The organism is Pseudohongiella acticola (assembly GCF_001758195.1).
In the GTDB taxonomy this organism is placed as follows: Bacteria; Pseudomonadota; Gammaproteobacteria; order Pseudomonadales; family Pseudohongiellaceae; genus Pseudohongiella; species Pseudohongiella acticola.
Map to the genome: position 1 here is coordinate 272177 of NZ_MASR01000002.1, position 14998 is coordinate 287174.

General features: G+C 55.5%; 14 protein-coding genes and 1 tRNA gene. 10 read left to right on the forward strand and 5 right to left on the reverse strand.

Annotated elements, in window-relative coordinates:
- The 3 genes from flgB to PHACT_RS13570 all read right to left on the reverse strand — a co-directional run bounded on the left by flgB (nucleotide 1) and on the right by PHACT_RS13570 (nucleotide 2509).
- The gene (gene flgB / locus PHACT_RS13560; RefSeq protein WP_070118811.1) at nucleotides 1–399 is read right to left on the reverse strand and encodes a flagellar basal body rod protein FlgB; all 399 of its coding nucleotides are present in this window, start codon (nucleotides 397–399) and stop codon (nucleotides 1–3) included.
- 314 nt (nucleotides 400–713) lie between these two features.
- Entirely contained in the window at nucleotides 714–1556 is an 843-nt protein-coding gene (locus PHACT_RS13565; RefSeq protein WP_070118812.1) for a CheR family methyltransferase, read from the reverse strand.
- A 20-nt stretch (nucleotides 1557–1576) separates the two neighbouring features.
- On the reverse strand, nucleotides 1577–2509 hold the full coding sequence (locus PHACT_RS13570; RefSeq protein ID WP_070118813.1) for a chemotaxis protein CheV: 933 nt from the start codon (nucleotides 2507–2509) through the stop codon (nucleotides 1577–1579).
- A 276-nt stretch (nucleotides 2510–2785) separates the two neighbouring features.
- Here PHACT_RS13570 and flgA point away from each other — a divergent pair, with 276 nt between their 5' ends.
- The 4 genes from flgA to PHACT_RS13590 all read left to right on the forward strand — a co-directional run bounded on the left by flgA (nucleotide 2786) and on the right by PHACT_RS13590 (nucleotide 5362).
- On the forward strand, nucleotides 2786–3538 hold the full coding sequence (flgA, locus tag PHACT_RS13575) for a flagellar basal body P-ring formation chaperone FlgA (protein ID WP_083264645.1): 753 nt from the start codon (nucleotides 2786–2788) through the stop codon (nucleotides 3536–3538).
- Between the two features lie 237 nt (nucleotides 3539–3775).
- Nucleotides 3776–4102: a flagellar biosynthesis anti-sigma factor FlgM gene (flgM, locus tag PHACT_RS13580; protein WP_070118814.1), complete on the forward strand. Its 327-nt coding sequence runs from the start codon at nucleotides 3776–3778 to the stop codon at nucleotides 4100–4102.
- A 35-nt stretch (nucleotides 4103–4137) separates the two neighbouring features.
- A complete protein-coding gene (locus tag PHACT_RS13585; protein ID WP_070118815.1) occupies nucleotides 4138–4614 on the forward strand; it encodes a flagella synthesis protein FlgN in 477 nt (158 codons plus the stop codon).
- A 34-nt stretch (nucleotides 4615–4648) separates the two neighbouring features.
- Nucleotides 4649–5362 (forward strand): flagellar brake protein, encoded by a 714-nt coding sequence (locus PHACT_RS13590; protein WP_070118816.1) that lies wholly within the window; start codon nucleotides 4649–4651, stop codon nucleotides 5360–5362.
- Between the two features lie 9 nt (nucleotides 5363–5371).
- Here the strand turns inward: PHACT_RS13590 and PHACT_RS16710 are convergent, their stop codons facing one another.
- Nucleotides 5372–6718, reverse strand: coding sequence for a TIGR04283 family arsenosugar biosynthesis glycosyltransferase (locus tag PHACT_RS16710; protein ID WP_070118817.1), 1347 nt, complete (start codon nucleotides 6716–6718; stop codon nucleotides 5372–5374).
- 252 nt (nucleotides 6719–6970) lie between these two features.
- Here PHACT_RS16710 and PHACT_RS13600 point away from each other — a divergent pair, with 252 nt between their 5' ends.
- The 4 genes from PHACT_RS13600 to PHACT_RS13615 all read left to right on the forward strand — a co-directional run bounded on the left by PHACT_RS13600 (nucleotide 6971) and on the right by PHACT_RS13615 (nucleotide 11461).
- Nucleotides 6971–7210 (forward strand): hypothetical protein, encoded by a 240-nt coding sequence (locus tag PHACT_RS13600; protein ID WP_070118818.1) that lies wholly within the window; start codon nucleotides 6971–6973, stop codon nucleotides 7208–7210.
- 100 nt (nucleotides 7211–7310) lie between these two features.
- Complete coding sequence (locus PHACT_RS13605) at nucleotides 7311–10250, forward strand: MHYT domain-containing protein (protein ID WP_070118819.1); 2940 nt, start codon at nucleotides 7311–7313, stop codon at nucleotides 10248–10250.
- A complete protein-coding gene (locus PHACT_RS13610) occupies nucleotides 10243–11247 on the forward strand; it encodes an HD domain-containing phosphohydrolase (RefSeq protein WP_070118820.1) in 1005 nt (334 codons plus the stop codon). Before PHACT_RS13605 ends, PHACT_RS13610 begins: the two co-directional genes overlap by 8 nt.
- A gap of 137 nt (nucleotides 11248–11384) precedes the next feature.
- Nucleotides 11385–11461, forward strand: a tRNA-Arg gene (locus tag PHACT_RS13615).
- A 23-nt stretch (nucleotides 11462–11484) separates the two neighbouring features.
- Here the strand turns inward: PHACT_RS13615 and PHACT_RS13620 are convergent.
- Nucleotides 11485–12609: an App1 family protein gene (locus PHACT_RS13620; RefSeq protein ID WP_070118821.1), complete on the reverse strand. Its 1125-nt coding sequence runs from the start codon at nucleotides 12607–12609 to the stop codon at nucleotides 11485–11487.
- A gap of 208 nt (nucleotides 12610–12817) precedes the next feature.
- Between PHACT_RS13620 and PHACT_RS13625 the strand changes: the two genes are divergently transcribed.
- Together PHACT_RS13625 and PHACT_RS13630 are read left to right on the forward strand one after the other, a co-directional pair.
- The gene (locus tag PHACT_RS13625; protein WP_070118822.1) at nucleotides 12818–13957 is read left to right on the forward strand and encodes a CDP-alcohol phosphatidyltransferase family protein; all 1140 of its coding nucleotides are present in this window, start codon (nucleotides 12818–12820) and stop codon (nucleotides 13955–13957) included.
- The gene (locus PHACT_RS13630; RefSeq protein WP_070118823.1) at nucleotides 13957–14976 is read left to right on the forward strand and encodes a lysylphosphatidylglycerol synthase transmembrane domain-containing protein; all 1020 of its coding nucleotides are present in this window, start codon (nucleotides 13957–13959) and stop codon (nucleotides 14974–14976) included. Before PHACT_RS13625 ends, PHACT_RS13630 begins: the two co-directional genes overlap by 1 nt.
- Nucleotides 14977–14998 lie beyond the last annotated feature (22 nt).

The window sequence follows — 14998 nt, forward strand, 5'->3', positions numbered from 1 at the left end:
TTACTCTCCTTTCAGGGCTTTGATCATGCCCGTGAACTTGCCGTTGAGAAATTGGAAGCTGGCCTGATGCTCCAGCGCGTTGCGGGCGAACGCCGCATTTTCGATCTGCTCGTCGACGGTATTGCCGTCAACCGAAGGCTGTGATGGCACGCGATACAGCGCTGACGGATCATTCAGCCCCGGCATGCCCGTAATATGGCGGGTGTGGGTCTGCTGCATGGCAACATCACTGCGACCGGAGGTGGCCTGCGCCAGCACACTGCCAAAGTCCATATCACGGGCCTTGTATCCGGGCGTGTCAGCGTTTGCGATATTGCTTGCCAGCATGCTTGTGCGCTGGGTCCGCAGCGTGAGGGCATGTTCGTGAACACCCAGTGCGTTTGCGAAGTTTATGGCCATCGGTGATTACCTGCTGTTAACGTTGCCGATTCGATTCAGCAAGAAATAGCAAGACCCGTGCCATGAATTAATATGACTATTTTTCAAAGAGTTAGGTTATAAAACAAAGGCCGGCGGCAAGGGATTGCCTGAAGATTTGACCTGCTTTTGCCGCCCGCGGCCGGCAGCACTTGCCGTCCCACCGGCCCGGAGAAACGTAGCGGAGGCAGCCAATACGAGGCAACAGCCTGCGCGAAAGCGGAGTTTACGAATAGTAAATGAGCATTTTAAGCAGGCTTTTAACGACGTAGTGGCAACGCAGGTAGTTTCAACACTCAGGTGCGGTAAACACTGGTGTGGGCACTTAACCGCTCCATCTTGTACAGCTCACTGATAGCCGCCGGCAGCGACTCCGATGCCCCCAGAATAACATAGGAGCCCGGGTTCAGACTGTTGCGCATGCGGCGCAGAATATCGGCCTTGAAATCGGCAGCAAAGTAGATCAGTACATTGCGGCAGAAAATCACATCGAAACGACCCAGACTGCCGTAAGTGTCCTGCAGATTAAGCGGTCTGAAACTGACTCGCTGGGTGATGCTCTGCTTCAGGCGAAAACGGCCTTGCGGCAACTCATCAAAAAACATGCGTCGACGCGCATCAGTCAGGCCCCGGCTGACGCTGAGTCCATCGTATTCCGCTTGCCTGGCGTTATTCAGCATCGAAGTCGAGATATCAGTGCCGATGATCTCCGGGTCACGCATGAACACGCCCGGATTTCTGGCTTTGAACTCTTCAAAAATCATGCTGATGGAATAGGGTTCCTGGCCGGAGGAGCACGCAGCCGACCAGATACGCAGACTGCTGCGTTTTTCTTCCAGTATCAGCCGCGGCAGAATGACGTCACGCAGGGTTTCAAAGGGTGCATTGTCGCGAAACCAGAATGTTTCATTGGTGGTCATCGCATCAATAACTTTTTCCCGCAATCCTGGTATCGAACGCTGATTGATCCTGCTAACCAGCGCACTCAAGGTTGTTAGCTGGTGTTCTTCCAGAATACGGCGGATACGGTTTGCCACCAGATACTGTTTATTGTCTCCCAGGACAATACCACAGGCCTGATTCAGGAAAGTCCGGAAGACCTGGTAGTCCTCCAGTGCAAACTGTTGTTCATCAACCATAGTTTACTCAGATCAGTCGCTTACGCAGAAGCCTGACGCTGCTCAAGTTGTTTCAGTACGCGCTGAGCCAGTTCATCCGGGTGGAATTTGGCCAGAAAATCATCCGCACCTACTTTTTCTACCATGGCCTGGTTGAACACGCCACTCAGAGACGTATGCAACATAACATGCAATCCACTCAGGCGAGGGTCGTTCTTGATCGAAGCTGTCAATGTGTAGCCATCCATCTCTGGCATCTCGATATCCGAAATCACCAGAATATATTTGTCTGTAGGATCCTCACCAGCTTCAGCCATGGCTTTCAGATGGTTGAACGCCTGCTTGCCGTCATTCAGCACGACGGTATTGAGGCCAATAGCTTCGCAGCAACGCCTGATCTGTGTGCGCGCAACGCTGGAATCATCAACGATAAGGACTGTATTGATAGCTTCTTCGCGCACCGTTTCACTGGTGTAGCTATCGCTGAGCGCCATCGGTGCCGGTGCCACTTCTGCCAGAATTCGTTCAACATCCAGAATTTCCACCAGCTTCTTGTCTACTTCTGTCACCGCGGTCAGGTAGTGCGTGCGCCCTGAACCTTTGGGCGGTGAATGAATCGCCTCCCAGTTCATGTTGACAATACGCTCCACGCCCCGCACCAGAAAACCCTGCACCGAGTTATTGTATTCGGCAATGATGATGAATCCCTTGCCTTCATCACGCAGGGCGTTACTGCCCATGGCAATACTCAAGTCCAGCACGGTAATGGTACGCCCCCGAATGTAGGCGACACCACGAACCACCCGGCTGCTGTGCGGTATTACGCTGAGTGGAGGACATGGCAGGACCTCTTTCACCTTAAAGACATTGATACCATACATCTGGCTGCCATTGAGGCGGAACATGAGCAGCTCCAGCCGGTTCTGCCCTACCAGTTGTGTTCGTTGATTTACGCTGTCCAGCACGCCGGCCATTGCAGCCTCCTATTTCCAGGGTCTTCAGGTTTAAGGTGTTCCGGTTTCCAGATCTTCCGGACTGCCGGTTCAAATAGCCTTCAGGTTCAATTAGGTTTGTCGCGGTATAAAAACTCTGACATTGGCTACAGTTGTCGTCCAAAAACGCAGTTTCATAAGCCCGTTTAGCTATTTAATTTCACTAATGCGGCACATTAATTGCTTTATCACAGTAGAAATCGATGTCGACTCAGTAAAAACACTGAAAAAACACGCCAAACGCCGGATAATTGACGAATGCATGCAATCAGCGATCAAAAACCACCTGTCACAGCCACAACGGTAATCCGGATGTTGGCAATACTGGCAATCATGTTCGTGACCCGACTGGGCGTGCCCGCTGCTGACGCGCAGACAGGCATCAGTGGCCACGAACAGATGCGGCAGGCAGCACTGTCTGAATTGCAGGATGCCTATGCGCAGGAACCAGGACGGGTGGAAATTGACGTCGCAAGCCTGGACCCCAGATTACAGATACCGGTTTGCCAGGAACCACTGAGTGCCAGTCTGAACCAGCACAATGCCAATGGCGGGCGCGTCACGGTGCGCCTTGAGTGTCGCGACGACAGCCCCTGGACCCGGCATGTAGCCGCCAGCGTGCGCATTTTCCAGGATGTGGTAATCAGTAGTCGCGCGCTGGCCCGGGGCAGCATCGTGAGCGCCGGCGACCTGAGCCTGCGTGAGCACGACATCAGCTCCCTGCGTGGACAGGTCATCAGGGACCCGGAAGTGGCCGTAGGACAGGCAGTGCGGCGCGCCGTCAGCGCCGATACGGTGCTGAATGTTGATCTGCTGGAGGCACCGACACTGGTCAAGCGCGGCGACACAGTTGTACTTGTAGCAGAGCGTGGTAGCATTGCCATACGAGGCACGGGCACTGCGCTTCAGGCAGGCGAGGCGGGAAAGCAGATACCGGTGCGAAATAACAACTCGAATCGTGTGGTGCAGGCAGTTGTGACGGGTGCTGGCGAAGCACAGGTCATATTCTGAAACAGGCCTCGCCAGGAAAATATGACAGAATTTTGTCGCCAACGGACGGAATCAGCGTCTGCTTTTTGATAATTTTTGCAAGTTTTAGCTGTTTTTTGCTCAAATGGCACTAAAGTTACTACGTTGCGGGCCGTTAAATCGGATAGAAGGTTAAACACTTATGACTTTGCGGGCGCAGACACTAACCGTTTTGTTGGTTATTCAACCCAAAAAGTCTACGAGTCAAGGTAGCAGACTATGAGTATTCCTACTATTAGCAATACATCGACAGCAACAGACAATCGCGGAACCGTTCGGCAAACGGGGACTCAGCCTGGTAGTGGCAACGGTGTCGGCAATAGCAATGTTGGCAGCCAGGGCGAAGCCGGAAACAGCCAGCCCGATGCTGTGTCCATCAGCAGCCGTGCGGCTGACCTGCAGTCCCTTGAAACCAGCATCAAGCAGCTACCCGACACCGATGTGTCACGCGTAAATGCGATTCGCGACCAGGTAAACGCCGGTGAATACGCCGTCAACAGCCAGCGCGTTGCTGACAAGATGCTGGCCTTCGAGCGCAGCCTGTAACGATGCTACAGCGCGCGCAACGGACAATTGGCTGAATGAGCGATCAGGGCCTGCAACAGATACTTGAAAATGATCGATTGCAGCTGGACACGCTGGCGGATTTGCTGGCGTCCGAAAAAACTTGCCTGGAGCAGCGCGATCTGGACAAACTCAACGCGCTGCTGACGCAAAAGCAAAGCGTGCTCGCGCAAATTGAACGCAATGACCATACTCGACGCCAGCTACTCACTCAGGCCGGCGTACCCGCTGCCCAAACCAATCTGCAGAACCTGAAACGCATCTTGGGCAAAGGTGGCGAAAATGAGTTCACGGTGTTGCTGGAAGGCATTGAGTCGCGTCTTCAGCACTGTCGTGAGCTTAGTGAGACCAACAGCATCATCGTACATCGCAGCCGTTTGAACACCGAAAGAGCGCTCAGTATACTTCGCGGGCCGGCAACACTTTCAGGGCTTTATACCAGCCACGGCAACAAAACAGGCAGCAGTGAACAAAGGGACCTGGGCAGCGCCTGATCTTTTTGTTGCTCCTCACAGGTTGGCGACTCACATGGCAACGAACTTCAATAATGAACGTTATTATACCTCTGCCGGTGATATCTTCAGTGTTCTGCGCACGCTGCAGGCTGATCGCTCCGGCATCAGCATCCAGTTCAGCGGCAATGGCAAGATGTACAACTCACTTGTGCTGGGCGTCGAATTAAAAAGCCGCTCCTTTCATCTGGACGAATTCACTCCCCGCGAGGCGCATAAACAGGCACAAGCCGGCACTCCCTTCAGTCTGCGGGCGTCAATCAATGGTATTCGCGTACACGCAAAAGACCTGGTTGTTGAGAAGGTCAGGAAAGACTCAGACGGGCTGTATTACGAAATCAAATTCCCCGAACGCCTGTTGTACCTGCAACGTCGCGATGCCTTTCGCGCCTGGGTGCCCGGTACCCTGATGGTGGCGTCCTCCTGTACTAACAAGAAACATCCTGAAGGCATCAAAGGCCGCATCCTGAATATGTCTGCAACCGGTTTCCGGCTGCAGGTTGATGGCAAGGTTGAGCCGGCCCCTGCCATGCTGGAGGAGTTTGCCCTGGTGATATCGCTACCATTGATTGACCATGACCTGAGCTGTCCAGTTGAGGCGGTCTACGCTGAATACCAACAGGAGCGTAATCAGACCACACTTGGCTTTCGTTTCGGCGACATGAACCGTGCCGACCAGGTTGCCGTCAATCGCTTTGTGACACAGCTGCAGCGCGAGAGTATCGCCTGAGTCGAATCATTACCGCCAACCTGGCAGGGAATCAAGCCGCACCAGGTCTTCCGGGCGGTCGACGTCCCATTTTTCCGCCAATTCACGCCAGCTGATACCGGCTGCCTGTAATCGCTCACGGGTCTGCTGCATGACACACGACTGACCCCAGTCGATGTCACGGAACACCGGTGCCGTCGGCGAGCGCAGGCCAATCAGCACATAACCGCCGTCTTCCGCCGGCCCCAACACGACCGACTCGCCTGCTGCCAGAAGCGTCAGCGCCTGTTCCACATAAACGGCATCAACCGAGGGACAATCCGCACCTACCACAACCACGTAATCCGCGTCACGCAACGCGTTTACGGTAGCGTTATGCATTCGCTCGCCCAGGTCACGACCTGACTGGTACTGAAGATTCAAACCATCGGCCATTGTTGCAAAAAACTTCTCTTCGCCACCTTTCCCATGGGCCGACACCCAAAGCTGCATCGGCGCCAGCGCAGCCTGTGCCAGTTGCTGCCAGCCAAAACGAATCAATTTTTGATGCAGCGCCAACGCACCCGCTTCCCCCAATAGCGGCTGCAAACGAGTTTTCACCTGTCCCGCAATCGGGGCCTTGGCAAAAAACAGTATGCGAGCCTGCGGGTAACGGAAATGCGCCGGGTTTCCCGGATTCTCTGGTCCATTTGCGTGTCCCGGATAATAACGTGCGTGCAGACTGGTCGGGCTAGCCCCACAGAAGAACGCCAGTCGCAATCGCCACATCAGCCAGGTGGTAGCAATGATGCCATGCTGCTGCCAGCGTCGGCTGGAGCAGACTACCGGCTCCGCAACACAGGCAGGTCGCGACTGTTTTCGCAGCGCCTTGCTGATCATGACATCTTCCATCAGCGGCACGTCTGGATAACCACCCATTTGCGTGAAGACAGCGCGGTCAACAAAAATTGCCTGGTCGCCAGTGGCAACTGCCGTCAATCGCGAACGCAGATTCATCGCCCGGGCAATCACACGAAAGGCTGCCTGGCGACCATCCAGGCGCACATCAAAACGGCCCCAGCAATGCTCGGAACCTTTTAGCGCCGTGCTGACAAGATCGGCTGCCCGCTGCGGCAAAACGGTATCTATGTGCAAGAACAGCAGAATGTCACCTGTCGCGTGCAACGCACCGGCATTCATCTGCCGCGCACGGCCGGGCTCGGAATGTAGAGCGAGGTCAACCAGACCCTGCGCCACCGCAACGCTGTCATCCGTACTGCCACCGTCCACCATAATGAGCTGGTGCCCTGCCTCGCGCAGGTGTTGCAGTCCAGGCAATTGCTGGCGCAGCGTGTCAGCTTCATTCAATACCGGGATGATGATACTGATCTTATACACAGTGAACCTTTTTTTGTTGGAACCGATGTTGAGTGCCGGGGTTGTTGCGAGAGCTGATCGGACCCAAGCGTTTTAACAGGCTGACGCATCAGAACAAAGGATTATCGCGCTTTTTATGCAACAAAGGCTATGCGAACGCTAAAGAAAGGAGGATAATATGCCGCCATTATTGTTACTGATTGTTTTCGCAATCGGCAGAAATAAACTGGCTACTTTGCCGTTCTCTTGTTGAAAGACAGCGCGTTGTATTTAATGAATCTCGAAAATTTCTATATCGTCGCCACTGACCCTGACGAGCCCACCCTTCAGGTCAATATCTCGGGTCCTTATCTGACCCAACAGGCCGCACAGGCAGATATGGCTGCGGCTATCGATGAAGCTGCCGAGCTGGACCCCAGTGCGCGCGCCTATGATTACTGTATCTGCAAGCTGGCCTGCCAGAAACCGGGAGTCATTCAGCACATGGCCTGTCACGCGGCCCGGCCCAGTTAAAAGCAGGTCATCTGCGACGCTGATTAAAGTACTCGCCCCTCCGCACGATATACTCTAAAGTACCCCCGCAATCATAACCCTGACCTGCTGGAGCTGTCGTTTGTTTGCCCTTTTTTTAATGCCTTCGGATCAGCAATCGCGATTGCTCGAGGGGCACCATCAACTCGGCCTCATGCTGTTGTCGATTCTGATTGCAGTACTTGCGTCGATTTTTGCCCTGCAACTGTCAACGCTGGCGCGTTCAGCTCCTTCCAGAGCAGGACGCGATATCGCGTTGTATTCAGGTGCCGGCACTCTGGCCGGCGGCATCTGGGCGATGCATTTTATTGGCATGCTGTCGTTTCAACTGCCATTAACCGTCAGCTACGACCCGCTGTTAACCATGGCTTCGGTGCTCCCTGCCTTGCTGGCATCGGTTATCGCCTTACGCATTCTGTCCGCTCCAAAGCTGACGCTGTTGCGCATTGCCCTGGGCGGTGTGTCCGTTGGCGCCGGCATCGGTGTCATGCACTACACCGGCATGTTCGCCATGCAAATGGATGCCACACTGTATTACGACCCACTGCGTTTTGCCATCTCCATTCTGGTAGCCATCGGCATGGCCATGTTTGCCTTGTGGATACACTATGGCGTGCGCCGGGCGCTTAATCTGAGCACCAGTATCTCATTGATCCTGGCTGGCACCGGCATGGGCGGCGCCATTGCCAGCATGCATTACACGGGCATGGCCGCGGCGCAGTTTGTGGCAACCGAGCAGGCTCAGCTGCAAATGACCGATGCCAACACGCTGCTGGCTTTTGGTATTGGCTTTACCGTACTCGCGCTGACACTCTTGGTCGCCGCCAGTAATGGTGCCGTTCGTTACCGCGACCTGCACAGGCAGGTTCGCAATAGCGAAGTGCGAGTGCGCGCCATTCTGGACACCGCCGTAGATGGCATCATTACGCTTGATGATCAGGGCCTCATTCAATCCTATAATCCCGCCGCCGAAACATTGTTCGGCTGGACTGCTGCCGAGGTAATCGGACGCAATGTGCGCATACTGATGCCGGACCCTTTCAGAAACGAACATGATCAGTATTTGCACAATTATTTACGCTCAAGCGAAGCCCGTATTATTGGCACAGGTCGTGAAGTGATGGCTCTGCGCAAGGATGGTTCGCAGTTTCCCATTCGCCTGGGCGTGGGCGAAACTACCATCAACAACAAGCCGCTGTTTGTTGGTTTTGTCACTGACATTACCAAACGCAAACTCCTGGAGGACTCGCTGAAAAGCGCCAAGGAAGAGGCGGAGAAAGCGGCCGATATCAAAAGCGCGTTCCTGGCCAACATGAGCCACGAGATTCGCACTCCCATGAATGCCATCATTGGTTTCAGCGAGCTGTTGCTGGACACGCCCATGGATGAGACTCAGTACCGGCACAGCCGTACCATCCATCGCTCAGCACGCTCGCTGCTACGGCTGTTGAATGACATTCTGGACTCAGCCAAACTGGACCGGGGCGCCATCGAACTGGAACAGGTGCCGTTCTCCCTGCGATCGCTGTGCGACGAAACAATCGAAGTGCTGCAGCTTCAAGCCACTGCCAAAGGTATTTCACTGCAATTGAACTTCAGGCCCGACCAGGACCTGTATCTGGGAGACCCGTTCCGACTCAGTCAGATACTGCTTAATCTGATGTCCAACGCAGTCAAGTTCACTGAGTCCGGCACGGTACAACTGGACGTTTCCCGCGATGACAATGAGCAACTGATCATTGCTGTCATTGATGAAGGTATCGGCATTGCACCGGACCGCATCGACACAATATTTGAGCCCTTTTCCCAGGCGGACGCCAGCATGAGTCGACGTTTTGGCGGCACCGGACTTGGCACCAGCATCGCCATGCAACTGGCCAAGCTGATGGGCGGCGACATTGAAATAGACAGCACATTGGACGTGGGTTCTACGTTCACAGTGCGCCTGCCCTTGCCTGCTGCGAAGGCTGCTGCTGATCACTCCGTGATCACCACCAGGATCACTGGCAGACTGCGTGTACTGGCGGTGGACGACGTTCCGGAAAACCTGGAGTTATTGCAACTGACGTTGAGAAAAAACGGTCATCAGGTGGACACGGCAGAAAATGGGGAACAGGCTGTGGCGCTATTCAAGCAGGCCACCTATGACGTCATCCTGATGGATGTGCAGATGCCCGTCATGGATGGTCTGCAGGCCACCCGGGCGATCCGCCAATACGAGCAACAACATCAACGGCCCGCCACCCCCGTGATTGCACTGACCGCCAGCGTCATGGATCGCGACCGGCAATCAGCACGCGATGCCGGCATGAACGGGTTTGCCACCAAACCCCTGGAATGGCAGGCGTTGAACCGTGAAATCAACCACCTGGTTACCGAGTCGGGGATAAACGTAGAACTTGGCGCAACACCCGTACCCGAGCCTGAAAACACCGAGCGAAATGTCAAAACCGGCTCTATGGTTTTTAATGAAGCAGTGGCATTGCGCCGCTGGGGCAGCAAACAAAGCCTGGACAACGCATTGTCTGCCTTTATCAGCAAACACAAAGCACTGACCGACATGCTGCACAAACTGGCCAACGCCAACGACACTGACAAAATGATCACACTGCTGCACAAGGCCAAAGGCAGTGCCGCCAACCTGGGCCTGGAGCGACTGGCAAACGCCTGCAATGACCTGGAACAGAACTGTCAACAATCCAGTATCGACGCGAGTAGCGTTGACGTCATTGAAAAGGAACTGGACGCCGTGGCGCACCAGATCACTGACACCGAATCGGATGTCACAAAGACGGATCCAGCAGCCGCTAACGCAACAACAATCGATATCGCCACCATTGAGCGACTGATCGATGCCTTACAGCGCGGTGAAGTACCAGATGCACTTGTCAGTGATGTAAGGCAAATGCTTGCAGAAAACCAGCGCGTGCGGTTGAATGTCGCTCTGGATGAATTTGATTTTGAATCCGCCAGCGCCTTGCTGCAGTCCGTTGTTCAGGAGCATTTAGACGAACATGACTGAACTGTCTAATACCAAACCTACTGTGTTAATTGTCGATGACGAACCTGTCAATTTGCAGGTGCTGCGGGAAATCCTGCACAAAAACTATCGTCTGCTGTTCGCCCGGGACGGTCACAAGGCGCTGGAGCTGGCCGCATCAGAGCGGCCCGACCTGATACTGCTCGACGTCATGATGCCAGGCCTGACCGGTTTTGATACCTGCAAACAATTGAAGCAGCAAAGCCAGACGCAACACATTCCGGTGATCTTTGTGACCGCCCTCAGTGAAGAATCTGATGAGTCAAAAGGATTTGACTGCGGTGGCGTGGATTACATCACCAAGCCGGTCAGCCCGGCCATCGTCCGCGCTCGTGTGCGCACCCATCTTTCGCTGGTGCACATGGACGAGCTGCGCGAAACCCGTCTGCAGATTGTGCAGCGACTGGGCCTGGCAGCCGAATACAAAGACAATGAGACCGGCCTGCACGTGATCCGCATGAGTCATTATTCGCGCATTCTGGCGCGTGCGGCAGGATTCAGTGAAGCCGCACAGGAAGAAATTCTGCACGCTGCCCCCATGCATGACATCGGCAAGATCGGCATTCCCGATGCCATTCTGGCCAAACCAGGCAAGCTTGACGCCGAAGAATGGCAGGTAATGCAGCAACACCCGGCCATTGGTGCCCACATCATCGGCGACCAGTCCACCGACTTGTTGCAGACGGCCCGCCGCATCGCGTTGTATCATCACGAAAAATGGGATGGCAGCGGCTACCCTGAAGGCCTGCAGGGTGAAGCCATTCCCATCGAAGCGCGGATTGTAGCGATTGCCGACGTGTTTGATGCCCTGGTCACCAAACGCCCCTACAAAGATGCCTGGCCGGTCGAGAAAGCAGTCGAGCTCATACGCAGCGAAGCCGGCAAACATTTTGACCCTACCCTTGCCGAGCTGTTCCTGCAGGAACTGCCGGCCATTCTCGAAGTCAGAGAGCGCTGGGCCGAGCCTGATTCGCCCTGAGGCTGGATTTCGCTGCTACAAGATCTGCATTGCCGCCCGCCGTGGCGGCCAGCGGGACCGAGTTCATCCTGCCCACTGCCCATTTCGTCTGCTATAATCCCCGGCGCTATCCAAGTCAGACCTCAGATTCACCTTTCGCCCCGGTGGCACAGCTGGATAGCGCGGCCCCCTCCTAAGGGGCAGGTCGCAGGTTCGAATCCTGCCCGGGGCACCACTACTTCAGGTCCACACAAAAATTCAGTTGTCTCTTTCTTCCATTTCACATTGCTCTTCCCGCACAGCCGCCACCGCACTGTCGGCAATCAACGCCTGCGACGCTGCGTGCTCCGCCATGGCAATGTTGTCCGCCGCCAGTGTCAGATCACAGCCAGCCGTCCGCGTTTCATCAGCCAGCGCGGCAATGGCCTGCGTACGCTCAGGTGTGTTACTGACATCCCGGATATAGATACTCAGTATGCGTCCCGGATTCTCTCTCAGGACACGAAGATAGGTTTCCGGATCATGCTGGCCGGAATCCCCCACCAGCACAAACTGCATGTCAGGGTAAATCGCAAGAATGTGGCGAATCGCATCCAGTTTGTGATCCCTGGCTCTGCGCGGCAACAGACTGCCGCGTTTCATGCCCCATTCTCGCAGAATCAGGATGGGCCCACCGGGAATCCGGTTGCGGTGGAACACTTCCACCAGCACATCATAGATACTCCAGGGCCCGCGCGACACATAGAACAGCGGGTTGCTTGCCCCACCCTCACGACCCTCATGGAACGCCTGATACAAAGCAGGCACACCGGGAAATACGACACGGCTCTCCGCCCCCTGGGCAAACAGACGCCACATCATCATGAATGTGTTGGCCACCCCCGTGTAAACCACCGTATCGTCGATATCGCTGATCACACCGTGACGGGCAGAAGGCAAGGGTGTATAGAATTCGCCGATAGTGCTGGCACGTTCATCGACAGGGTTGTCCAGCGACAGATCCACCTGATGCCAGCACACGTCCGACGGCATTTCCCCCAGTGCCATGTCCACCCGGAAAAAGCCATGCCGGTCGGAGCTGACGAGGGTGTCGGTATCCTTGTACCTGACCCGGACGCTGGCACCAACAATCGGTTTGCGTAGCAGTCGGCGTAACAGATCAATCAGGTCCCGCCGCAGTCTGTCTTCACGCCAGGAAGCGCCGAATCCCGGCTGCCGGAAAACCTGCCCCATCAGGAACACCCGGTCCCGGGAGCCGTAACCACGATAAGCCTGAATAAAAAGACCGCCACGACCATTGTCACCTTTGACCGGTGACGCCAGAATGTGGAGCCCCCGTCGAAGGGATACTGCGTAACGATGCAAGCGACCCTGAAAAGACATCAAACCCTCTTTCAACTCTGGACAAATCTGAGCTTATCACAGCCAGCTGCCGTCGACACGGTGGCGGCGACTGGCGCCTCCCGCCAGCGTGGGCTACCATTGTGAATGATCTTATACCGTCACCCTGCCAAGGGGCGGTCGCAGGCTTGCACCCTGTTCGCGGCACCAACATAGCTGCCAATACACAAAATTCCAACGGCGTACGTCATTGACTAATGAATCCCAAACCTACAGAACCCTGCAGACCGAACTGAGGCGAGCTGCTTTATCCGGTTTTGTCGGATTTCTGCTGTGTGCTTCGTTGCTGTTCATAACAACCACGGCAGAGAACACGTTGTTGTATTTGAGCGCCAGCGTGATGTTGTGGCTACTGGCCTGGCACCAAAGCAACAAACGCCTGCACCTGAACCGTGCCAATACCTCTGCTGCCCTGCAGTCTGATCTGGGACCCGCCAACTGCATGACCCTGAGCCGTGGCTGGCTGATAGCCGCCACTGGCGGGTTTTTGTTGATCCCGGACGTACTGGCAACCCACCCCGTGCTGTTGTGGATTGCGGCAGCGCTGTACTCGGTGGCCGCCATCTTTGACCGCGTCGATGGTTACCTGGCCCGACGCAGCCAGCGCACCAGTCTGCTGGGCGCCGAACTCGACACGGTGTTTGATGCCCTGGGCCTGCTGATCGCGCCAGTGCTGGCCCTGCAGCACGGAAAAATTCACGCCTCCTACCTGCTGGTCAGTGTCGCCTACTACCTGTTTGTTGTCGGCATCAAAGTGCGGGAACGCAATCACAAACCGGTTTATGCTTTGCCGCCGAGCGTGTTGCGCCGGACGTTGGCCGGTTTCCAGATGGGGTATGTCGCGGTGGTATTATGGCCACCCTTCAGAGCCGAGATCACAGTGCTGGCCGGATTCGGATTCATGGTGCCATTGTTGATCGGCTTCACCGTCGACTGGCTGCTGGTCAGCGGTCGCCTGCAGAGGCGGCCGCAACGCTACGCTATGTTGCAGCAGGTCACGCACAATGCGCTGCTGCCGGTACTGAGACTGATGCTGCCGTTGTCAGCCTGGTTGATTGTCAGTGACGGGTTCCCTGTGACACCAGCTTTGTTCATGCCGATTACTGGCCTGTTCATTATCGGTGTGTCGCTGATGCTACTGGGACTGGCTGGTCGGGCAGGCGCGGTCGCGGTGTTGATGCTACTGGCGTGGACCGGTCCGGCACCCGATGACTCAATTGCGGCTGTTTTCTGTCTCTTTGCATCAATCACCATTCTGCTACTGGGCTGCGGTAGATTCAGTGCCTGGCAGGCCGATGACGATTGGGTTAATCGACAGGATGGTGCCTGATGCCACAGTCACGCTGGATCGCCCTGTTACTGTGGCCGCTGGCCCTGGCACTGGTTACCTGGACACTCAGCCAGATGCCGCTGGCAGGGCTCAGCGGCATTCTGGCAGAACTGCACTGGCATCAGTGGGTGTTGTGGACACTGGTTAACGTGCTGGTCATTGCCGTGAGTACGGAACGCTGGCGGCGACTGGGTCGTATGCTGGGCGAGGCACCGGGATTCTGGCAGATGCTGCTGATTCGTCAGGCCGGACAGACAGTCAGTTTTATTACTCCGGCACCACATTTTGGCGGCGAACCTTTCCAGATCTACTGGCTGGTCAAACGCGCCGGGATGAGCATCCATCGCGCGGTGCTGTCGCTGGCGCTGGACCGGTTCTACGAGCTGTGGATAAATTTTCTGGTGTTGATGCTGGGTGTCAGCCTGATATTGCTGGCACCGCAAGCGGCAACGATCGTCAGCAACAGTCAGATAACAGATAACCAGGTCAGCGACTGGCAGGTCATTCTGCTGCTCCTGCTGACACTGTTGGTGGCTTTGTCGATAATAGCCTGGGTTTTGATCAGGCAACCCGCGCTGATTTCGTCAAGGTTGGAAAAAGTCAGTGCACGCTGGTTTGACAGCCCGAAGCTGGCGGCGCTGGGTGCTCATTGGCATTCGCTGGGCAGCGACATCAAAAAAGTTGTTCGCACCCAGAAAGCTGAATTATTGAATGCCCTGTTATTATCCTTGCTGGGCTGGGCATTGATGATTTTTGAAGTGTGGTTGGCGCTGAGTTTTTTTGATATCAGGCTGGATACGGTTGCGCTGGCGCAGATCATGGTAGCAATGCGCCTGGCCCTGTTGCTGCCGCTGCCCGGCGGCATTGGCAGCCTGGAAGCCGCGGTGCTGTGGAGCTTTCAGACCCTGTCATTGCCAATGGAGGCAGCGCTGGGGCTGATTGCATTGACGCGTCTGCGCGATGTGCTGGTATTGGTGTCTGGCGCAGTCTGCCTGTATACACTGCGAAAGAAGCACTGACGCTACATCAATGAAGTTGATG

Bases quoted from the DNA above. Each gene is read 5' to 3' on its own strand.
- flgB (WP_070118811.1), bottom strand. From the start codon at position 399: ATGGCCATAAACTTCGCAAACGCACTGGGTGTTCACGAACATGCCCTC.
- PHACT_RS13565 (WP_070118812.1), bottom strand. From the start codon at position 1,556: ATGGTTGATGAACAACAGTTTGCACTGGAGGACTACCAGGTCTTCCGG.
- PHACT_RS13570 (WP_070118813.1), bottom strand. From the start codon at position 2,509: ATGGCCGGCGTGCTGGACAGCGTAAATCAACGAACACAACTGGTAGGG.
- flgA (WP_083264645.1), top strand. From the start codon at position 2,786: ATGCATGCAATCAGCGATCAAAAACCACCTGTCACAGCCACAACGGTA.
- flgM (WP_070118814.1), top strand. From the start codon at position 3,776: ATGAGTATTCCTACTATTAGCAATACATCGACAGCAACAGACAATCGC.
- PHACT_RS13585 (WP_070118815.1), top strand. From the start codon at position 4,138: ATGAGCGATCAGGGCCTGCAACAGATACTTGAAAATGATCGATTGCAG.
- PHACT_RS13590 (WP_070118816.1), top strand. From the start codon at position 4,649: ATGGCAACGAACTTCAATAATGAACGTTATTATACCTCTGCCGGTGAT.
- PHACT_RS13600 (WP_070118818.1), top strand. From the start codon at position 6,971: ATGAATCTCGAAAATTTCTATATCGTCGCCACTGACCCTGACGAGCCC.
- PHACT_RS13610 (WP_070118820.1), top strand. From the start codon at position 10,243: ATGACTGAACTGTCTAATACCAAACCTACTGTGTTAATTGTCGATGAC.
- PHACT_RS13620 (WP_070118821.1), bottom strand. From the start codon at position 12,609: ATGTCTTTTCAGGGTCGCTTGCATCGTTACGCAGTATCCCTTCGACGG.
- PHACT_RS13630 (WP_070118823.1), top strand. From the start codon at position 13,957: ATGCCACAGTCACGCTGGATCGCCCTGTTACTGTGGCCGCTGGCCCTG.